This is a genomic window from Niallia nealsonii (genome assembly GCF_002835805.1).
Lineage (GTDB): Bacteria > Bacillota > Bacilli > Bacillales > Cytobacillaceae > Niallia > Niallia nealsonii.
Genome location: NZ_PISE01000024.1, coordinates 1 through 22,027, shown reverse-complemented (window position 1 = coordinate 22,027; position 22,027 = coordinate 1). Strand labels below are relative to the sequence as shown.

The window sequence follows — 22,027 nt, the reverse complement described above, 5'->3', positions numbered from 1 at the left end:
TACTTAAAGGGGATAATATCAATTCTAGCTTTTTTGTTCATCTCTCAATTCAATAATGGAATATATTTTCCATTGTCTATTTTTTCAATTTTATTAAATTGAATAAGTTTTTTTAGTGATGCATTACAATAAGCCGATGCATCATATGAATCTCTGCCAACTCTTAAACCAATCTCTGTAGGACCAATCCCTGTACTCTTTCCCCTTTCCTTATACAAATCACATAAAGCTTTGTAAATATTTTCATCTTTTTCTGTAATTCGTAGTTTGGAATTTTGCTTCAATTTGCCATCCTCCTATACCATTCCCCATTGCCCTATCTATAAAAACTTTATCTTTATTTACCAATACCCATAATCGTATTCTTTTTAAACGATTAATATAAAGAAGCCTTCTTTGAACGAGCAAGGTCATTTCACTAAATTTTTTTGCTATCAAACTAAGCATACTAATCATTTTAAAAAATAACATTTATTAATGCATCATTTTTGCAAAAATAGATATTAGGTTTGACAAGACAATAAAAAAACAGGTTGTTTATAGGAAAAACAACATACTGAATTCCTCAAAAAAAAGGATAATAGACATACAAAATGGATATTTTTCACTTTCCCTTTAGGAGTGTTTAAACCCTCCATGTCTATGCATTCCTACCTTTTCATGAAAGGGTAAAAGTTTTAACTTTTTTACTTCTTCCGGATAATTCATCATCATTTCTTTTAATAATTCTTTTGCTGTTTTATTTTTAGTATCTAATCCTAGTTTTTCAGCTGCTTTTATAATTTGTTTTTCCCTTACTTCATCTGCAATCTGATTAATTTCCTTATTCTCTGTTTTTACATTATATTTTTTCGCTTCTGTATAGATCATTTTTTCATGAACTTCTTTTGCAAGCTGCTCCATTTTTTTGCCTTTTGTATCAATGCCCAGTTCCTTTGCTTTTTTTGCAATCTTTGCTTCAAATACTTCTTTCATAATAAGTCTAATATCTTTATTATCTGTTTTAATGCCAAGCTTTTTGGCTTCATTTTTTAAATTTGTTTCATGCACTTCCATAGCGATTTGTTTTATATCTTTTCCTTCTGTTTTTATTCCTAATTTTTTTGCTTCCATTTTGATAAGCGTTTCATGTATTTCTTTTTTTATCGTAGCGCTATCCTTATCCTTTGTATTAATGCCCAGATTTTCTGCCATTTTTTTTAAAAATTCCCCATCTTCTAAGTTTACTTTTTCATTTTCTTGGGGAGCTGTTGGTGCTGCGTAAACGTTCCCCATATTTGCAGAAAAGATAACTCCTGCTGCCATTAATAAAAGAATGAACATCTTTTTCATTCTAAAACCTCCTATTTGATATCTACCATTTTTTTGCATCCTTTTTATGCTCTCCCCTGCATACATAAATATGTATAAATTATCAATATTTTTCAATTTTATTTCCAACTTTAAATTAGTATAGAACAATAGACATCTTGTATTACTTTTGCTATTTTTTAATAAGAAATATTGATGGAGATGATAAGATAATGAGCAAATTTACAAAAGACTATCTGTTAGTAATGAACGATATTATAAGAGAAGGAGCACCCATACTGAGGGAAAAAGCAAAGAAACTTTCCTTGCCGCCAACCGAAGAAGATAAAGAAGAATTATTATGCATGCTCCAATATTTAAAAAACAGCCAAAATCCAGAAATCGCAAAAAAACACCAACTACGACCTGGAGTGGGCATATCCGCTAATCAAATTGGCTTAAATAAACGTATGTTTGCAGCATATATAAAAAACAGCAATGGGGAAGATTTCGAATATACATTAATTAACCCTAAAATCATTGCACATTCGACAAGCATGATTTTTATTCCAGACAGCGAAGGCTGCTTATCAATTGATCGCCCGATTGTCGGCTATGTTCCTCGCTATAAAAAGATTACTGTAAGGGCATTTAATCTTAATGGGGAAGAAATGAAAATCAAATTAAGGGGTTTTGAAGCAGTCGTTTTTCAACATGAAATTGACCATTTAAATGGAATTTTCTTTTATGATCATATTAATCAAAAAAATCCATTTCAGCTTCCTGAAAATGTAGATATAGAGCCGTTAAGCTAATATAGTTTTTTTCAACAAAAAAAAGGCCGCCCTTAATAAGGATGGCCTCTTGTCTACTAATTTTATTAATCATTAAGATAGTTTTTAATTTTATATTTTTCCTTTTTCTCTGTTAACCATGTGCTGTATTCTGTTTGAAGTTTTGATTCTAATAAAGTCTCTTTAACTTCAGTTTTATGATCTTCAAGTTTAGCTGAGACAGCATCTTTATGGCCAGTTACTTTAATAATATGATATCCGTAATCCGTTTTTACTGGATCGCTGATTTCGTCCACTTTCATAGCAAAAGCTGCTTTTTCAAATTCTGCTGCCATTTGTCCTGAAGTAAAGTAGCCAAGCTCACCGCCATTTTCTTTTGTTGCTGTATCAGTAGAATACTCTTTGGCAAGTTTTGCAAAGTCTCCACCTTCATCTAATTTTTTCTTCACTTCTTTAGCTGTTTTTTCATCTGCAACTAAAATATGACTTGCTTCCACTTGCTCTGCTTGGTCATAATTTGCTTTATTTTCTTCAAAATATGCTTTTATTTCATCATCTGTAATTTTAATGCTTGGTTCTAATAATTTTTTTATTTTTAAGTAACGAACCATTTGCTCTTCAATATCTGCTTTTGATGCATTATTAGTTTCTAAAGCAGAATTAAATGCTTCTTCGCCGCCGTAGGACTCAATTAAAGTATCCATTTCAGCTTTCTTTTCTTTATCCGTTATCTTAACATTTTCCTTATCTGCTTCAAGGTCAACGATTTTATCTGCAATTAAAGAATCAAGAATAGTAGAGCCATATTGAGTGTTTAGAGCTTCATTCAATTCACTTTTTGAGATTTTTTCTCCATCTACTGTTGCAGCTGTATTATTTTTTTGTACTAAAACTACTGCCACTATAATTAGGGCAATTAAAACAGCGCCTAAAATTGAAAATAATATCTTTTTATTTTTTTTCATTTTTAATCCTTTCTGATGCTCTTTTTATTTGTTGATAGTTCCTATTATCATTAACTTGCCAGTCCAATAAGGACACATAAGAATTTTACCATAAATTTATGACTAAACTATTAACAAATTAATTTTTTTACAAATTTATTTACCATAAAGAGGAAAACAAGGAGGAAATTGTTTTACACATACTAATCAGATGGTATATAGCCATCTGATTAGTGGATAAATATTTAATTGCTAGCCGTTGTATTGCTAGTCAGCTTTATTTTAGTGGTTTTTAGGCTGCCTTCATGATAATATTTTATCGTTACCGTATCTCCAATTTCCACTTTGGTATATAAATATTTTCTTAAATCAGAAGAGCCTTCTAATTTTTTATCATTTATTGAAACAATCACATCTTGCACTTGCAGACCTGCTTTTGCAGCAGCAGAATTAGAATCAATATTCGTTACCATTACCCCTTGTGTTACATTATTAGGCAAATCTTGCAAATACATACGCGGAACTTCTTCTAAACTTGCTAAACCTACTCCTAAATAAGGACGCTCCACTTTTCCTTTTTCAATAATTTCATTTACAATTGGAAGTAAATCATTACTTGGAATAGCAAACCCTAATCCTTCTACACCATCTTCAGAAATTTTCAAACTATTAATACCAATGACTTGACCTGAAGAATTAATTAAAGCACCACCACTGTTCCCAGGGTTAATAGCAGCGTCTGTTTGAATGACATTAAAATCCCAATCTCCTGCTGAGGTAGTAACAGAAATGCTTCTATCAACAGCACTTACGATACCTTGTGTAACAGTTCTTGATAAATCTAAACCAAGTGGATTTCCAATCGCCCAAACTTGATCACCAGGCCTTAATGTAGAAGAGTCTCCAAAATTAATGGTATCTGTTGCATATTTGGCATCGATTCTTATAACAGCAAGATCTGTTAAAGCATCTGCCCCAATTAATTTCCCTTCTGCTTTGTCTCCATTATAAAGAGATATTTCTAAACTGTTCGCACCTTCTATTACATGATTGTTTGTTGCTATATAAGCATATTTAGAATCCTCTTTGAAAATAATTCCAGATCCTGATCCGCTTTCTACATCTTCACCAGAACTTTGAGAAAATTGACTTGTTTGCTGCTGTAAATTAACAATGCCCACTATTGCTTTAGAAGAATTCTCAACCATATCAGCAATCGAAGTCGATGTGCTTTCAGAAGAAGCTGTAGCTGAAGTCGTTTCTGCTTTAATTCCGCTTGTTGTACTGCTGCTATTTTCAACTTTTTTTGATAAGCTTTCCACCTTTTCTTGCATTTTATCATATTTCTCATTATATATATCTGTATATGGAATTGTAAAAAAAGTTAATGTAGAACCTAAAATCCCAGCCGCAAGCAAGGAAAAAACACCTTTTAACTTTGGTTTTTTTGCTGTGCTCTTTTGCTGGTATTTAGTCCGTTGCAGCTCCTGCTCTTCTCTGGATGCTGCTATCATTTCTTCCGCTTGTACCTCATCTCTTACTGAGTTATCTTGAAAAGTGTTGATTTCTTTTTCTCCTGACTCCTCTTCTTTCAATTTATTCTCCACTATTCCCATACGTCTATCTGCTTCCCCATTATTCTCTATGCCAAATGGATGCTCTTCCTTTATGTTTGCTTCACTATTTCCCCCATTAGTTTCTATAGTGTTTTTATCTTCCGGCAAATTTTTATTTGTTTCATCTTTTTCCCATTCGTTCATGAGATATGCCTCCTTTATATCATGCTCTATTTTTATTTTTTATGCTATATCTTAACAATCACTTTAAATGTCTGTGGTTTGTTGCATCCATGTTGTCAACTACTCTATATTCACATAATAACCATTAGTTATGAATAAATTATTAACAAACTTTGAAAAGTCATAGAAATAATGAAGACCAATCTAAGAAGTTTCCTCTATTTTTTGCCCTATAAAAAACTCTCTTCCTTCATTTTTTAATAAAAAGGAAAAGAGCTGGCATCCTATACCTATTTATTTTTAGGAAAAGTAATGGTAAATTTAGTTCCTTCTCCTTTTTCACTTGCTACTTTAATCTCTCCTTCATGGAATTGCACTAGCTGTTTAACAATGGATAAGCCTAAACCAAACTCACCGTATGGCGTATTAGTACGGGAAATATCAGCTTTATAAAATCTTTTCCAAATATTTTCGATTTCTGCTGCTTCCATTCCAATGCCTGTATCTTCAATCTCGATAACTGTTTTTTCTTGGGTCTCATAACCGCGGAGCCATATGGATCCATTTTCTGTAAATTGAATGCTGTTTTTTGTAATATTAATAATAATTTGGATTAAACGATCATAGTCGGCGAATATTACGATATCCTCTTTTACAACAATATGAATTTCTACCTTTTTCTCCTCTGCTTGTGTGTAAAGCTGCTCTTGAATAATCTCTAACACTTCTTGCAGTTGAATATTCTCTTTCATTAGCACCACTTGATTAGAACGAATTTTATCATAATCTAAATTTTCATTTACTAAACGAATGAGCCGTTTTGCTTCTTTGCTTACTAATCGCAGCCCCTTTTCCTTTGCTGCTTCTGGTATCATATTATTTGTTAAGCCTTCAATTACACCACTTATAGTAGTTAACGGTGTTCGCAATTCATGGGACACGTCTGACATAAATTGTCTTCTTCTATTTTCTAATGCATCTATCGCCTCTTTTGATTCCTTTAAATTATCTACCATGCTATTAAAATCGTTGGCAAGTTCGCCAATTTCATCAAAATTGGAGGAAGGCACTTTTACATCGTAGTTGCCGACCGCAACAGCACTTGTGGCTTCTTGGAGTTTCTTTATGCGCTTTACATGAATTTGAGATAGCAAAAAGCTTAAAAGCAGGGCTACTCCGAAGGCAAAAAATACCGTATACACTAAGTAACGATTAATTTGACTGATCATTTCTCTAGAACCGCTTAATGGTGATGTTAAGACAATCCCGCCAGCTACTTCTCCATCGACTTTATAGGGAATAGCAACCAATGTCACTTCCTTATTGCTGCGGTACGTACTACGTTTAATTACAGTACCTTTTCCGTCTCTAATTTTATTCCATTCTGAATTGGTGATAGAAATTTCTCCGCCAATATTCACTAACTTATTTTTTTTCGTATCAAATAGCCCGAAACTTATTCCTCTTGCTCCCAAAACATTTGCATAATTATAAAGAGTATTTTCACCAGGATTTAGCACAGACGTATTTTGCAGATCATCTAATATGTTTACTCCATACTCATATAGCTCTTGTCCTTTTAATGTGAGGACAATTTTCTCCACATAATGGGTAAAAACAAGACTTACAACTAAAAACGCAACAATTATAACACTAATATGGCTAATTAATTGCTGATAAATATATTTAATTCTCATTCGCTACCACCGTTTCATCAAATTTATAACCTACCCCCCAAATTGTATGAAAAAATGGTTGGTTATCACGGCCGATTTTTCTTCTTAATCTCTTGATATGCACATCAACGGTTCTATCGTCTCCATAAAACTGAAACCCCCATACTTGATCCAGTATCTGCTCCCTAGTAAATACCTGTTTCGGATGCTGCACAAAAAAGGAAAGGATATCAAATTCTTTAGGTGTCAGATTCGAAATTAGTTTTCCATGAATAAATACTTCCCGTGTTTCTTTATTAATTTCTACAGCACCTGCATCAATTACTTCTTCTTCTCCATTTTGTGTATAAAAACGTCGTGTTATTGCTTTCATTCTTGCAGTTAAAGCAAGGGGGCTAAATGGCTTTGTTACATAGTCATCTGCACCCATTTCCAAACCAAGCACTTGATCGGATTCAGAATCCTTGGCCGTCAACATGATAATTGGGATTTGTTTATTTTTTTCCCTTATTTTCCTACATACAGTTATACCATCCATTCCTGGCAACATCCAATCAAGAACGATCAGATCATAATGATGGAATAAAAATTCCTGATACCCGTCTAAACCATTATGAATAAATTTCCCTTCAAAATTTTCTTTTGAAAAAAACATATCAAGCATGGAGCAAACACTTTCATTATCTTCTATCACTAAAACTTTCATATTTGCACCTCTTCTTTATATAGTTATATTTCCTCTCATTTAACCTATTTTTTTGAGGTTTGACAACGCATTTGGTTTATATTTAAATCATTATTAATGGAACAGAAACAATTTGTTCATAAAATAATCCATTCCCTTACTTTTGTTCTTATTGTTGTCATAATTAAAAAAGGCCCAGTTGCTTAAACAAGGAGCATAAATAAAATGATTATAAAAATGAAACATAATGTAATAGAAACAGCAAAAGAGATAATAGCTGTTCAAACTGCTGCATATCTAGTGGAGGCAAACATAATTAACTATAAAGATCTGCCTCCTTTAAAGGAAAATATTTACGATATTATGAATGCTGAGGAAGTTTTTCTTGGCCTCTATCAGAATGAACGGTTAGGAGCCCTATTATCTTACAATGAAACAGACAGTTCCATCGAAATATGTCGTCTTGTTGTTCTTCCTTCATTATTCGGCAAAGGTTTTGCTTCCAAGTTGCTTGTCTCTCTGTTAAATTCTAGTTCAAAGCAGTTCTTTGTTCATACTGCTGCTAAAAACGTTCCTGCTATTCAACTATACAAAAAATTTGGATTCATTATCAAAAAAACGTTTAAAGTCGAAAGTGAATTAGAAATTGTTAAATTAGAAAAAGAAAAATCTGCCCACAGTTCGTGAACAGATTTTTCTTTTCAGCTTATTGTACAGCAGACGCCTTGCTTTCTTCCCATTCTTTTTCCGCTAAAAGGAGAGCGCCGGTAATTCCTGCATTATCGCCAAGACCAGGTTTTACAATATAGTTTTTTATATTAGTAGATATTTCTTCAAAGGATAAATATCCATTCAATAATTCTTGCAAATACTTATAAATATAGGTTAAGACATGGGTTTGGTTCATCACACCGCCGCCTAGAATAATTTTTTTAGGAGACAATACTAAGATATACTGCATTAAACTTTGTGCAATATAAAACCCCTCCATATCCCAAACTTCTTCTTTATCACTAAGCTCAATTGCTTTTTTTCCCCATCGTTCTTCAATTGCCGGTCCTGCCGCAAGCCCTTCTAAACAATCAGCATGATAAGGGCATCTCCCTTTATATGCATCGTTTGGATGACGTCTTACCAGAATATGTCCCATTTCTGGGTGGGTTAGCCCTTGCAGCAGCTCTCCATTTATATAGGCCCCTGCCCCGATTCCAGTACCGACTGTTATATATAAACAATTATCTACCCCTTTAGCAGCTCCTAAAATTGCTTCTCCTAATGCTGCTACATTAACATCTGTGTTAAATCCTACCGGTATCGAAAAAGCATCCTTAATTGTTTGTAAAAGGGGATAATCTTTCCAGGCTGTTTTTGGTGTTGTTGTAATATTTCCATATGTATTGCTTTTTTTATCTACATCTATTGGGCCAAAAGATCCTATACCAATTGCTTCAATAACATGTTGCTGGAAAAAAGCAATTACCTTAGGTATCGTTTCTTCTGGTGTTCTTGTTGGAATAGAAATTCTTTCTTCTATTTTCCCATCAACTGTTCCTACTGCACAGACAAATTTAGTTCCTCCAGCTTCTATTGCTCCAAATAGTGACATCCATACCGCTCCCTTGTTATCTTATTTATATAACGCTTACATTTACTATATTAAATATAAACAAAAAAGTATAGATTTTTTTTTTAGTTTGTCTAGTTTTTATAATCATTTTAGATGCAATCATTTTTATTTCATTTGTTTTCACAAATAAAAAAATGGAAACTTCAATCAGTGGAGGTTTTTCACGTCCCCCACTGATTGTTACTAGAGGCCTATGGATATAGCATGGGTACTATAGTCTGTGTACTTTTATATCAGGCTTTTACTCAGCAAGCTTCTATCCACCTAAGTTTTCTCGTTTTCTCTTATAATCCCTTAGGTAGGGAAGGCAAAAGCCCGTTAATGCATAATAAAAATCATACGAGTTATTTCAAGCAATTGAAAAAATCGTTCACTTTATTGAGCATCGGCAGGAAAAACAATGCCTGTTTGCTTCCGCACCTCTTCCATTACCCCCATAACAGCTAATGATACATCAAAAGAATTAACGGATGATTCTATTTGACCAGTTTGAATTAAATCAATAAATTCCTTTGCTTCATAATACATCGCTTCTGCCTTTTGCGGCTGCGTTATATCTTCTTTTTGTCCACTTCGATAATGAATTTCTACCTTTTGCGGTGTATTCATTTGATCTAATAATATATTACCATCTTCTCCTTGTATTTCTGAAGGAACATGAGAGTTAGTAATTTTAGAATACATGATGACAACATCCATATCATTATAGGACATAATGATACTTCCTTCTCCGTCGACACCAGTCTCTAATAAATAACTAGAAGCCGTAACAGCAGTTGGCTTGCCAAATAAAACAACCATTGGATAAATGCAATAAACTCCTATATCCATTAAAGCACCATTTGAAAACTCTGGTTTAAAAGCATTTAACACATTGCCTTCTTTATAGGCATCATAACGAGAAGAATATTGACAATAACTTGCAAATGCACGGCGAACCTTTCCAACCCTATGTATGTTATTTTGAATGGTTTGAAAATTAGGAAGCAAAGTCGTTTTTAACGCTTCCATAAAAAGAACCTGATTTTCTTTCGCAGCAGCAATCACTTTTTTTACTTCCTTCACATTAGATGCCATAGCCTTTTCACAAAGCACATGTTTTTGATTATTTAAGAATAGAATCGATTGCTCTGCATGCAAAGAGTTAGGGCTAGCAATATATACCGCATCTAAACAATCACTTTCGGCCATTGTTTGCAAATCTGTAAAAACATGTTCGGCCCCATACTTTTCTGCAAAGCTTTCTCCTTTTTCTATTGTGCGTGAATAAACAGCGGTTAATGAAAATTCTTCTATTTGCTGTGCAGCTGAAATAAAAGCCTCTGTTATCCAGTTTGTTCCAATTATACCAAAACGTACTGTCATCGTTATCCCCCATATCCTAATTTTATATTATATTTACTGCCTGCTCCCTTTTTATTTTGTCTCCTTTATAACAAAATTGCAATATGCATGTCTTCTCTTTCCACTAAAAAGAGGCTCCTTAAATCGCTTATAAGGAACCTCTTTTTTTATTATGCTATTATTGAATCGCCGCTTCTACTTCCTTGATCATTTCAGCTGTAGAAACTAAACCTCCACCAGACAAATACCAATAATTTGGATTTAAATAAATAATATGGTCATTTTTAGCAGCATCTGTTCCATTTACTAATTTATTATCAAGAACCTTCTCTGCTGAAGAATTGCCGCCTACAACAGCTCCTCTATCTACTACAAATAAATACTGAGGATTTTTTTCTGCTACATATTCAAATGATACACTTTGTCCATGTGTAGACGCTTTAATATTTTCATCTGCAGCGGCTAAACCAAAGACATCATGAATAATGCCAAATCTTGACTTTGAACCATATGCACTTAAGCTTCCATCATTAACTAATACCACTAATGATTTTCCATCTAACGTTTTTGCTTTTTCATTAATACCCGCGATTGACTCATCAATTTTTGCTAATTCTTCTGTCACTTCTTGTTTTTTATCGAAAATATCTCCAACAATATTCATATTATTTTTAAAAGATTCTACATAGTTATTGCTGTCTACTGCTACATAAACAGTTGGTGCAATTTTGCTTAACTCTTCATATGCATCTGATTGTCTTCCAGAAATGAAAATAACTTCTGGCGCCAATTCACTAATTGCTTCAAAATCGGGCTCTTTTAAGCCACCAACATTTTTATATTTAGAGTCTTTATATTTTGATAGATATTCTGGAACATTTTGCTGAGGAACACCTGTTACTTCTACTCCTAATTTATCTAATGTATCTAAAATACCAAAGTCAAATACAACAACATTTTTTGGATTTACTTTTACTTTTGCTTCTCCTAACTCATGTTTAATGGTCACTTCAGTTGGTTCAGCAGCACTTTCTTTCGGCTCTGAACTAGTGGCAGCATCTTTTCCGCATGCCGTTAAAATTGCTAGAATCATGGTTAAAAATATAATAGATAATTTTTTTTTCAATTTTGACACTCCTAATGAAATTATTTATATTATTTAAATTGATTTCATTGCAAAGAAGCACAGAATATCCTATGATTAGGTATTATGAAATAGTATTAATTTTAGATATTTTGCAGAATATCTAAGTTAACTTTTCTATTTCTATCTAATGGTAGTGTTATTATGACAATTGCACAGTCTAACTTTTTATTTATTCCAGGTTTATCAAAATAACGTCTTTAAATCTGGAATATTTTGTCTATAACAGCACTACCTCCTTTCTTTGATGTACCGCTACCATCAGCTGCCTTCATTTAGCAAATCAACTAATATACAAAACTATTATGCAAAATAAACACATATCTTTTGATTGTTAATCTCTTCTATTGGCATTTCCATTTCATATATATCTTTTAATACCTTGCTATTGATAATCGATCTTGCTGATCCATTATTTACGATAACTCCATTTTTTAATGCCACGATGTTATCAGAATAAACCGATGCAAAGTTAATATCATGGATAACAATAACAACTGTTTTTCCCAGTTCATCTACTAATCTTCTTAACACTTTCATAATCTGTACAGAATGTTTCATATCAAGATTATTTAAAGGCTCATCCAACAGAATATACTCTGTGTCTTGAGCAATAACCATCGCTATATATGCTCGCTGCTTCTGACCACCGCTGAGCTCATCTAAAAATTTATGCTGTATGGAGTCTAATTCCATATATTTAATTGCTTCATCTACAAATTGCTCATCTTTTTTTGTCAGTTTTCCTTGTGAGTATGGAAACCTGCCAAATCCAACAAGTTCTTTTACTGTTAATCGGAGATTTATATGATTCGACTGTTTTAATATGGAGATTTTTTTTGCTAAAACATTGCTTTTTTCGTTATTTATATCTACTCCATCTATCAATACTTCTCCACTGTCCGCTTTTGTCAGCCTGCTTATAACAGATAATAATGTACTTTTTCCTGCACCATTAGGACCAATAAAAGAAGTTATTTTTCCTTTTTCAATTGAAAGGGAAACATTCTCAAGGACATTTTTTCCGCCAAATTGTTTGCTTACATTTTTAACCTTTACCATGCTTTCCTCTCCCTTAAAAGTAAATAGATAAAATATGTTCCCCCAATAAAATTAATAATGACACTTATTGTAGTGGAAAATGTAAATACTCTTTCTACAATCAGCAAGCCGCCAACTAGTGCAATAATGCTTAACAAAATAGAACTGGCGATTAAATAGTTATGTTTATATGTTTTCATAAATTCCCTAGCAAGATTTACAACAAGCAAGCCTAAGAATGTTATAGGGCCAACTAATGCAGTTGCGACTGATACGAGAATAGCCACTACAATCAACATATTTTTCACAACCCGCTCATAATCAATTCCCAAATTTATCGCTTGATCTTTGCCTAATGACATAACATCAAAAAATTTGCTGAATTTTAAAGTATAGACGACAACTCCGGCAACAATAATGATACTTATCAATAAAATATTTGTATTAATATTATTAAAACTAGCAAACATTTTATCTTGAACAATAAGGAATTCATTGGGATCTATCAACATTTGCATAAAGGAAGAAAGACTTTGAAAAAAACTCCCTAATATAATTCCTACAAGCAAAAGCAATAATATATTTTGAGATTCTCTTTTAAAAAAAATCACATAGAGAATGCTTGAAAATAAAATCATAATCCCTACAGAAACTAAAAAGTTTACATTACTGTTCATCATGGTGAAATTTTTTGACCCAAAAAAGAAAATGACAATGGTTTGTATAAATAGGTAAAGAGAATCTAACCCCAATATACTTGGCGTTAATATGCGATTATTTGTAATAGTTTGAAACACCATCGAGGTATACGCAATGCATCCTCCTGTCAAAATAATCGCTATAATTTTAATCGCTCTTCTTGGTAAAACATATCCGGCATTGTAAGGAGTCACTTTTATCAACATAAATATTGCTATTAAAACAATTGCTGCAAAAAATAGAATGATCAATTTAGTTTTAGGCTGCTTCATATTTCTTTCTCCTTAACAATAAATATAAGAAGATGGCACTTCCTATTACACCAACCATCACTCCAATAGATATTTCATATGGGTAAATAATGATTCGTCCCAATATATCACATACAAGAACAAAAACGGCACCTAATACAGCTGTATGTAATAAACTGTTTTTTAAATTATCGCCTCTATAGATGGATACAATATTGGGAATAATCAATCCCAAAAATGGTATCATGCCAACAGTTAAGATGACTACAGATGAAACCAATGCGGTAATAGTTAATCCAATATTAACGACGCTCTTATAACGCAAGCCAAGATTTGTAGCGAAATCTTCCCCCATACCTGCGATTGTGAATTTATTCGCATATAGATACGCAATAATAACTACAGGGATACTTATGTATAATAACTCATAGCGACCTTCCATAATTAAGGAAAAATCACCTTGAAGCCATGAAGACATATTTTGCACTAGATCATATTTTAATGCAAAAAAAGTGGTGATAGAGCTAATAATGTTACCTAACATTAAACCAATTAGCGGAATAAAAATAGAATCTTTAAATTTAATGCGATTAAGTATTTGCATAAACAAAAACGTACCAACTAATGCGAATAAAAATGCGATAAACATTTTTACAATTGGCGTTGCTGAAGTAAACAACATCAAAGCCACTAATATGCCAAATCTTGCCCAATCCATTGTGCCAGCAGTGGTTGGAGAAACAAATTTATTTCTTGTAAGCTGCTGCATAATAAGACCGCAGATACTTAAGCTCATGCCTGCAATAATAATGCTGATTAAACGGGGGAACCTGCTAATAAAGAGTATTTCCTTTTGATCATCTGTAAGTTTCCATATACTTAACGGATTTATATCAATTACTCCTACAAATAAAGAAATAATGGATAATACAATAAGTGCAATTACTAAATATCTTAATTTCATCTTCTATATTGAGCATTAGACAACTCTTTTGTTTCCCCCCTATATTAACTATTCATCGTAAATGATTTTCATTATCATTTATTTCTCATCTAATTTTAACATTTATTTATATCTCGTCAATGTTTTTTAAAAAATTTGTTATATCTTAGCCATAAGTTATTTCATATATCATAAAAGAGAACGGTACCATTTTAACTTTCCAACACTTCTTTAAGATAAGGTCTCTATAGACTTTTAATTTATAATTTTAAAGCAGTAACACTTACTTCTATAATTACAGAAAAAGACCTCATCCATACCTTTATTCAGCAGTTTCTGAATAAATGAAAGTATAGATAAGGTCTTTTCGTAAATATTAAATCAACTTAATAATGTACATGTCCTGATGTCATTACCCAAATAGTACCTGCTGCTACTACGATGGCACAAAAGAATGCATATATAATATTAATCAATTGTACTTTTCCTTCACCTTCTGTTAAATGCATAAACATAAACAGCTGAAGTATCGCCTGAATTACTGCCAATGCCCCAATAATCCACATAATAGTTATTACTGGCAAATCAGTGTACTTTACCGCTCCAACTGTTGCAAATGTAAGCAATAATGAAACGATAAAGCCTGCAATATGACTTACTGGAAACTTTTCATTTTCATGATTTTTCGCCATCTATTACACCATCCTTGCTAAATAAACGAATGTGAAGATGAAAATCCACACCACGTCTAAAAAGTGCCAATATAAGCTGATAATAAATGTTTTACGCGCAGTCGTCGGCGTTAAGCCGCGTCTTGCTAATTGAATAATGATGGAAATTGCCCAGCCAATTCCGACAGATACGTGAAGTCCATGTGTTCCTAGCAATACAAAGAAACTTGATAGGAAGGCACTTGTTTGCATCGTTGCACCTTCATGCACATAATGAATAAACTCATTTACTTCAAAAAATACGAAACCTGCACCTAATAATAAGGTAATGATCATCCAAGTAATCAAGCCTTTTAAATTATGACGGCGCATATGCCAAATAGCAACACCACATGTGAAACTACTTGTTAACAAAAGCAATGTTTCAATCATAACATCTTTTAATACAAACAACTCATCAGGAGTAGGCCCACCTGCAAAGTTATCCTTTAAAGAACCATGAGCTGCGAACAAAGATGCAAATAATACAATTTCAGCACCTAAGAAGATCCAGAAACCTAGAATATTTAAACGGTTCTGTTCCGTTTGATATTCTAACGGTAAAGATGTATCCACTTTAGCCATTATTTCTCACCTCTCCATGCACGTTCCGTTTTTTTGATAACATCTAATTTCACATGGAAACCTTCATCATAATCAAAGGAACGAATTAATAATCCTACGAATATACCAATGCTGCAAATTGCTGCAGGAATAAACCATTCAAACACCATAAAGAAGCCAACTACAAAAAATACTGAACACATATATATTGGAACCCATGAATTGCTTGGCATGTGTATTTCCTCAAGTTCATCCTCTTTTAATACTAAACCTTCTTTATTTTTTTTCATATACCAGAATGTATCCGTAGATTTAACTTCTGGAAGCTGTGCAAAATTATAGAATTGAACTGGATTAGCTGTATGCCATTCTAATGTTCTTGCATCCCATGGATCTGTTGAAATATCTCTTTTCGCATAACGAGTACTATAATAAATGTTATACACTAACACGGCAAAACCAGCTGCTAAAATTAGTGATCCGATTGCTGATAATAAGAACAATGGAGCAAAGCCAGATTCTGCTGAGAATGTGTAAGAACGTCTAACCGCACCTTTTAATCCTAAGAAGAACATTGGCATAAATGTTACGTTAAAACCAATATTAAATAACCAGAAATGCCATTTTCCTAAACGTTCGTTTAATGCATAACCGAACATTTTTGGCCACCAGTAATAGAATCCAGCAAATACTGCGTATACTACACCTGGAATCAATACGTAGTGAAAATGTGCTACTAGGAATAGCGTATTATGGTATTGATAGTCAGCCGCAGCCATCGCAAGCATAACCCCTGTTACCCCACCAATTGTAAAGGTTGGAATAAATGCTAACGACCACATCATTGCTGTGGTAAACTGAATTCGGCCTTTTCTCATTGTAAATAGCCAGTTAAAGATTTTAACACCAGTTGGAACGGCAATCAGCATTGTTGTAATAGAGAATACAGAATTGACAACTGGACCAGATCCCATTGTATAGAAATGGTGAACCCATACTACAAAACTTAAGATGGCAATACCAACAATAGAAACAATCATAGAATTATAACCATATAATCGTTTTCTTGAGAATGTGGATATAATTTCAGAGAACATACCAAATGCTGGTAACACTACGATATAAACCTCTGGATGACCCCATAACCAGAATAGGTTATTCCAAAGCATTGCATTTCCTCCACCCGAAACTGTGAAGAAATGTGTACCAAAAAGACGATCAAATGTCATTAATGCTAAAGCGACTGTAAGAATCGGGAAAGCAAAAACAATAATAACGTTTGTAACTAAAACAGTCCATGTAAACATTGGCATTTTTAATAATGTCATACCTTTAGTACGCATTTTCAAAATAGTCACGATAAAGTTGACACCTGTCATTAAAGTACCAATACCTGCTATCTGCAGGGCAATAGCATAGAAGTTATTCCCGACGCCAGGCGTAAATTCTTTACCTGCTAGAGGGAAATAGGATGTCCATCCTGCATCAGGTGAACCACCAATTACAAAGGAAATATTAAATAACATCGCACCGCTAAATGTTAGCCAAAAGCTTACTGCATTCAATTGAGGGAATGCTACATCTCGAGCACCAATTTGCAATGGAACTACGACGTTCATTAGACCAATCAACGCTGGCATTGCCATGAAAAGAATCATGATAACCCCATGTGTTGTAAATACTTCATTGTAATGCTGTGCATCTAAAAACTTTGCATCTGGAACAGCCGTTTGAGCTTTCATCATCAAGCCGTCTATTCCACCACGGAAGAACATTACCACAGCTACAAGAATATACATAATACCAATTCTTTTGTGATCAACAGTTGTTATCCATTCATCCCATAAATACTTCCACTTTTTAAAGTAGGTTATCCCAACAACAGCAGCTACCATTGTTAGAATAATACTAATTTGTGCGCCAAGAATTAAAGGATCTCCAGTGATAACAATATCATCCCACTTAATGTTCATCGTGTTCACCTCCATCTGATTCTTTAAGTTTTTTATACTCATCTGTAAAAGTTCTACCTGGGTAATCATGAACTTCATATAGCTCTGGGTTTAAATAATAGTTAGAGTCTCCGCCTTTTCCATGGTCAATCCACTCTAAATGTGTATTAGAGAATGTCATGCGGCCTAAATGTGTTGGCTTTAAAATTTCTTTATATTTATCTTCTGACAATTTTGGAGCAGTGTCTTTTACTTCATCTACCCATTTGTCATAATCTTCTTGTGTTTTTGCTTCAACGTCGAACTGCATTTCTGCATATCCTCTACCGTTAAAGCTTGTATTTTGTCCTAAATAGTTTCCTGGATTATCTGCTACTACATATAAATCTGTTTCTGCACCATACATCGTATATTTTTGACCAGCAAGTGCAGGAATCCAAAATGACTGCATCGTTCCAGCAGATGTCAATTTAAACTCAACTGGTACACCAGCAGGAATATTTACATAGTTAACTGTTTCAATGCCTTCCTCTGGGTAACTGAAAATCCATTTCCAGTCAGCAGACGTAACATTGATTACAACTGGATCTTTGTCCTTATAATTCTTTGGAACTTCCTCTATTGCATAGATAGTTTTTACAGTTGGAATTGTTAATGCAATGATAATTAAGAACGGAATAACAGTCCAAATAATCTCAAGTAATGTACTGCCATGTTCTTCCGGCGGCTCATAATCTTTATTTTCTGAAGTCGCTCGATATTTCCAAACAATAAAACCAAAAAGCCCAAATACAACTAAGCAAATAATAACCATAAACACAATAGACCAGTTAATCAAGTCCATAATGCTTTTAGCAACAGGTCCTTGTGGATTAAACACGACCATGTTTTCGCATCCGCTCAAGAATACAACAAGCAGGATGCTTAAGAGCGATAATAAATAGCCCTTTTTTGACTTCATTTTGTACAGCTCCTTCCAAGTTAGGTTAAATGTTAAAATATTCACAGAATGTTCAAAAACTAGCCATAAAACATTCACTTTCATAAGGTAAACTATCTATTATTACTACCTGTATGATAATAACACATCTGGAAGTTTGTAAATGTGACAAAAATCGTAAGGATAAATTTTCCAAATAAACCGACAATACAACCACATTTCTTTTCCTCATGAGATAATATCAACTAAATTATTATAGCAGAAGTATTCACCAAAATCTATTTCCAAAATCAATACAAAACTATTTTTTCTTTTTAAAAATCCTCATCAGAAAACGTATTCATTTTATTACAATATTAAATTTCTCCATTTTAGACGAATTTTCTTCTCTTGCCTTCAGTATAGAAGAAATCCTTATTATATTCAGACTATTAGATAGATGACTGCTGTCAGTACTTTGCGCTGTTACTTTTCTCACAAAAGAAAAAAGAGAGTAAAAGACAAATCCCCTCTTTACTCTCTTTTTTCTTTTTAATTGCCTATTATTTCTTTAACCTTTTCCGTCACTTTCTCTGCGTCTTTTTTCATTTCATTGATAACTTCTTTCCATTTAGAAGAATTTTCTCTTAAAGTGCCTTCTAATTCTTTTGCTTTCTCTGTTATCTCTTTTTTCGTTTTTTCTACCTTTTGCTTCGTATCTTCCTCATTTGCTAATTGCTGACTAACAGATGAAACACTGAAGTTTTCTGGTTCTACATATTGTACTGCCTGATCCATAATCGTTTTAAATATCGGAACAACATCCCCAGAACTTTTGCTTTCTAGATAATGCTGTTGATCTGTCTTATCATATCCTAGCCACATTGCACCAACTAAATTAGGGGTATAGCCAACAAACCACTGATCTTTTGTGCCTGTTGCGTTAAAGGGAAGCTGAGTCGATCCAGTCTTTCCTGCTATTTGGAAACCACTTACTTGTGCCCCCTGTCCTGTACCTGTTTTTATAACATCTAGCAGCATAGATGTCATATCATCCGTCACAGACTTAGATGTGACTTTCGTAGACTTTGATTTATATTCTGCAATAACTTTACCGGTAGGACCGACAATTTTTGTTATTAAATGGCTTTCCATTCTTTCTCCATCATTCGGGAATGTCGAATATGCTTCCGCCATTTGTAGAGGAGAAACTCCTTTATGCATTCCTCCTAGCGCTACACCCAAATATTCATCTTCCTTATCAAGGGGAATTCCAAAACGTTCTAAAGAGTCTAACCCCTTATCTAATCCAATTTTGTCCAGTAGCCATACTGCTGGAACATTTAAAGATTTCTCTAGAGCTTCATACATAGGTACTTCTCCTTGATAAGTCTTTGTGAAGTTTTGCGGCTCATAATCACCCTTTTTAAACGGCTTATCTTGAAGTTTAGAAGTAACTTTATACCCTTCTTCTAGAGCAGGTGTATAAACAGCTAGTGGTTTCATTGTTGATCCTGGCTGAGCTTTTATTTGGGTCGCCCTATTAAATCCACGGAAAACATGTTCTCCGCGTCCTCCTACAAGTCCTTTTATGCCACCTGTCTCAGGATCTAACAATACAGCTCCGCCTTGCACTAAGGTATTATCAGAACTTGAAGGGAACAGATCATCTCTATCAAATGTTTTTTCTAGAGTAGACTGTAAATTTTGATCCATTTCTGTATAAATTTTATATCCTCTTTTTAGCAGTTCATCTTGTGTCAATCCGTACAAAGAAATAGCTTCATCTATTACTGCATCTGTGTAATAAGGGTATTCTCGCTTAATAAAGGAGCCTCCTCCATCTTCTAAGATGATTTTTTCACGGACTGCCTTTTTATATTCCTTATTCGTAATAATATTCTGTTCCTTCATCTTGCTTAAAACAACATCTCTCCTTTTCATTGCCCCATCATAGTTTTTGTAAGGGTCTAAAGCAGAAGGAGCCTGCAATAAGCCAGCAAGCAAAGCAGCTTCGCTTATAGAAACATTTTTAATGCTCTTGTTGAAATACTTTTGTGAAGCAGTATCTATCCCCCATGCTCCACTGCCAAAATATACATGGTTTAAGTACATTTGCAGGATTTCATCTTTTTTATAATGCTTTTCTATCTCTACAGCCAAAAATAGTTCTTCTGCTTTTCTTTTATATGTTTGTTCACTAGAAAGCAGTGCATTTTTAGTCAACTGTTGAGTAATTGTGCTTCCGCCTCCAGTTATTCTTCCTGCAAGTATATTTTTAAAAAATACACGAGCAATGCCTTTTATATCAAAGCCATTATGTTGATAAAACCTTTCATCTTCAATCGCAACGACTGCTCCTGGCACATAGTCTGGCAGCTCACTTATTTCCACGCCCTCTGTGCGGTCTGTTTTAATTCTTGTTGCTTCATCTCCATCTTTATCATATATAACTGTAGCTTGACTAAGACCAGCCTTAAGTGTGCTCACATTTGCTTGGCTCGCTAAATAAGTAAAATATAAAATAGAAAGAAGAATAACGATTAATAGTGCTAAAAGGATAATTTGGGTTATATGTCTTTTTTTCCAAAAAAGGCGGATTTTTTCTATATAAGGTTTTAATTTCTCCATTCAGGTGACCTATCCTTTACATTTAGTTCAACAACATCTCATCCTATGACAATATTCTACATGATAGACAATTTCTATAAAAAACTATATGCTCTTTTTTGCAGAAATACAAGAATCAAAATATTAACTTTATTATTTGTAGAACCATTAGATTTAGTCAAAGCACAGTCATTTATCTTGTATTTAGGGAATCTCGCCGTTTAACCTTGCAGTAACTAGGGAATAAGAAATAATATAAGGACGTGATGAGATGAAAAAGTTTGCACGAAATATGGTGAAATGGGCTCCTATTATTTATCCTATTCTCAAAAAAGGTTGGAACCATTACAAAAAAAATAAAATGCGAACCAATATGAAATCTAGCAATTAATAATTGGTCCACAAATATCCGAACTTTCTTTCAAAGGAAAATCTCAATCAGGAAATACTTCGCTTTTTGTTAAATAAAAATACAAGAGCCTTACAAGATTAAACCATTAGGAAGGGCTAATCTTGTAAGGCTCTTAGAATTTAAACTTTTATTTATTGTAAACGGACACTACCGCTTTTACTAATTCATGCTTCTCTTCTAAACCAGAAATTTCACTAAATGCTTCTGAAACGCCTTTTTCCCTAATTAATTGCTGTAATTGAACGGATTCTTGATCATCCTCAGAATAAAAGGATAACGCTGCTGCCATTACATCAACAAGATTATTTGGAATAGTTTTAAATACTTCCATATATTCTAATGCTGGAGCTACAAGTCGATCATTTCTCCCTAGCTTGCGAAGCGGAGAACGCCCCACTCTCTTTACATCATCAATAATATGAGAATTAGAGAAGCGCCCAATGATTTTATAAATATATTGATTATGCTCTTCTGGATTGAAACTATATTTTGCCACTAATACTTTCCCTGTTTCTTCTAAAACGTACAGTACTTTCTCTTCTAACTCTTTATTGCTAATCGTTTCAGCAATCGTTTTATAGTTTTGCGCATTTCCTAAATACGCAGTTGCTGCATGTCCTGTATTAACAGTAAATAATTTCCTCTCAATATATGCTTGCAAATTATCTACAAAATGTGCTCCT

20 protein-coding genes are annotated in these 22,027 nt (G+C 33.4%); 2 read left to right on the top strand and 18 right to left on the bottom strand.

Features of this window, described 5'->3' with window-relative positions; all coding sequences use genetic code 11:
- Positions 1 to 44 precede the first annotated feature (44 nt).
- Together CWS01_RS11970 and CWS01_RS11960 are read right to left on the bottom strand one after the other, a co-directional pair.
- Positions 45 to 284: a hypothetical protein gene (locus CWS01_RS11970; RefSeq protein WP_101177435.1), complete on the bottom strand. Its 240-nt coding sequence runs from the start codon at positions 282 to 284 to the stop codon at positions 45 to 47.
- 331 nt (positions 285 to 615) lie between these two features.
- Entirely contained in the window at positions 616 to 1,332 is a 717-nt protein-coding gene (locus CWS01_RS11960) for a hypothetical protein (RefSeq protein ID WP_101177433.1), read from the bottom strand.
- Positions 1,333 to 1,523: 191 nt separating this feature from the next.
- On the opposite strand from CWS01_RS11960, the gene def reads away from it, so the two are divergent.
- Positions 1,524 to 2,105, top strand: a complete 582-nt coding sequence (def, locus tag CWS01_RS11955; protein ID WP_101177432.1) for a peptide deformylase — start codon at positions 1,524 to 1,526, stop codon at positions 2,103 to 2,105.
- A 65-nt stretch (positions 2,106 to 2,170) separates the two neighbouring features.
- On the opposite strand, the gene CWS01_RS11950 is transcribed toward def, so the two are convergent.
- The 4 genes from CWS01_RS11950 to CWS01_RS11935 all read right to left on the bottom strand — a co-directional run bounded on the left by CWS01_RS11950 (position 2,171) and on the right by CWS01_RS11935 (position 7,149).
- Positions 2,171 to 3,049 carry a peptidylprolyl isomerase gene (locus CWS01_RS11950; protein WP_101177431.1) on the bottom strand — a complete coding sequence of 293 codons (879 nt, stop codon included), beginning with the start codon at positions 3,047 to 3,049 and terminating at the stop codon, positions 2,171 to 2,173.
- Between the two features lie 224 nt (positions 3,050 to 3,273).
- Positions 3,274 to 4,788 (bottom strand): S1C family serine protease, encoded by a 1,515-nt coding sequence (locus CWS01_RS11945; RefSeq protein WP_235852039.1) that lies wholly within the window; start codon positions 4,786 to 4,788, stop codon positions 3,274 to 3,276.
- A 269-nt stretch (positions 4,789 to 5,057) separates the two neighbouring features.
- Entirely contained in the window at positions 5,058 to 6,464 is a 1,407-nt protein-coding gene (locus CWS01_RS11940; protein ID WP_101177430.1) for a sensor histidine kinase, read from the bottom strand.
- The gene (locus CWS01_RS11935; RefSeq protein WP_101177429.1) at positions 6,454 to 7,149 is read right to left on the bottom strand and encodes a response regulator transcription factor; all 696 of its coding nucleotides are present in this window, start codon (positions 7,147 to 7,149) and stop codon (positions 6,454 to 6,456) included. Before CWS01_RS11935 ends, CWS01_RS11940 begins: the two co-directional genes overlap by 11 nt.
- 204 nt (positions 7,150 to 7,353) lie before the next feature.
- On the opposite strand from CWS01_RS11935, the gene CWS01_RS11930 reads away from it, so the two are divergent.
- On the top strand, positions 7,354 to 7,815 hold the full coding sequence (locus CWS01_RS11930) for a GNAT family N-acetyltransferase (protein ID WP_101177428.1): 462 nt from the start codon (positions 7,354 to 7,356) through the stop codon (positions 7,813 to 7,815).
- A 19-nt stretch (positions 7,816 to 7,834) separates the two neighbouring features.
- On the opposite strand, the gene CWS01_RS11925 is transcribed toward CWS01_RS11930, so the two are convergent.
- The 12 genes from CWS01_RS11925 to CWS01_RS11870 all read right to left on the bottom strand — a co-directional run.
- Positions 7,835 to 8,734 (bottom strand): ROK family protein, encoded by a 900-nt coding sequence (locus CWS01_RS11925; RefSeq protein ID WP_101177427.1) that lies wholly within the window; start codon positions 8,732 to 8,734, stop codon positions 7,835 to 7,837.
- A gap of 396 nt (positions 8,735 to 9,130) precedes the next feature.
- Entirely contained in the window at positions 9,131 to 10,120 is a 990-nt protein-coding gene (locus CWS01_RS11920; protein WP_101177426.1) for a Gfo/Idh/MocA family protein, read from the bottom strand.
- 157 nt (positions 10,121 to 10,277) lie between these two features.
- Positions 10,278 to 11,225: a siderophore ABC transporter substrate-binding protein gene (locus CWS01_RS11915; RefSeq protein WP_101177425.1), complete on the bottom strand. Its 948-nt coding sequence runs from the start codon at positions 11,223 to 11,225 to the stop codon at positions 10,278 to 10,280.
- A gap of 321 nt (positions 11,226 to 11,546) precedes the next feature.
- Positions 11,547 to 12,305, bottom strand: a complete 759-nt coding sequence (locus CWS01_RS11910; protein WP_101177424.1) for an iron ABC transporter ATP-binding protein — start codon at positions 12,303 to 12,305, stop codon at positions 11,547 to 11,549.
- Positions 12,299 to 13,255 carry an iron chelate uptake ABC transporter family permease subunit gene (locus CWS01_RS11905; RefSeq protein ID WP_101177423.1) on the bottom strand — a complete coding sequence of 319 codons (957 nt, stop codon included), beginning with the start codon at positions 13,253 to 13,255 and terminating at the stop codon, positions 12,299 to 12,301. Before CWS01_RS11905 ends, CWS01_RS11910 begins: the two co-directional genes overlap by 7 nt.
- Positions 13,242 to 14,198, bottom strand: coding sequence for an ABC transporter permease (locus CWS01_RS11900; protein ID WP_101177422.1), 957 nt, complete (start codon positions 14,196 to 14,198; stop codon positions 13,242 to 13,244). The genes CWS01_RS11905 and CWS01_RS11900 overlap by 14 nt, the downstream gene beginning before the upstream one ends.
- Before the next feature lie 365 nt (positions 14,199 to 14,563).
- Complete coding sequence (gene qoxD / locus CWS01_RS11895; protein ID WP_101177421.1) at positions 14,564 to 14,869, bottom strand: cytochrome aa3 quinol oxidase subunit IV; 306 nt, start codon at positions 14,867 to 14,869, stop codon at positions 14,564 to 14,566.
- A 3-nt stretch (positions 14,870 to 14,872) separates the two neighbouring features.
- The gene (gene qoxC, locus CWS01_RS11890; RefSeq protein WP_407938564.1) at positions 14,873 to 15,472 is read right to left on the bottom strand and encodes a cytochrome aa3 quinol oxidase subunit III; all 600 of its coding nucleotides are present in this window, start codon (positions 15,470 to 15,472) and stop codon (positions 14,873 to 14,875) included.
- Positions 15,472 to 17,424: a cytochrome aa3 quinol oxidase subunit I gene (gene qoxB / locus CWS01_RS11885; protein ID WP_101177419.1), complete on the bottom strand. Its 1,953-nt coding sequence runs from the start codon at positions 17,422 to 17,424 to the stop codon at positions 15,472 to 15,474. Before qoxB ends, qoxC begins: the two co-directional genes overlap by 1 nt.
- Complete coding sequence (gene qoxA / locus CWS01_RS11880) at positions 17,414 to 18,364, bottom strand: cytochrome aa3 quinol oxidase subunit II (RefSeq protein ID WP_101177418.1); 951 nt, start codon at positions 18,362 to 18,364, stop codon at positions 17,414 to 17,416. The genes qoxB and qoxA overlap by 11 nt, the downstream gene beginning before the upstream one ends.
- Positions 18,365 to 18,874: 510 nt before the next feature.
- Positions 18,875 to 20,953, bottom strand: coding sequence for a transglycosylase domain-containing protein (locus tag CWS01_RS11875; RefSeq protein WP_101177417.1), 2,079 nt, complete (start codon positions 20,951 to 20,953; stop codon positions 18,875 to 18,877).
- 518 nt (positions 20,954 to 21,471) lie between these two features.
- Positions 21,472 to 22,027: mannitol dehydrogenase family protein (locus tag CWS01_RS11870; RefSeq protein ID WP_456238034.1), on the bottom strand; the 556-nt coding region annotated here is incomplete at its 5' end.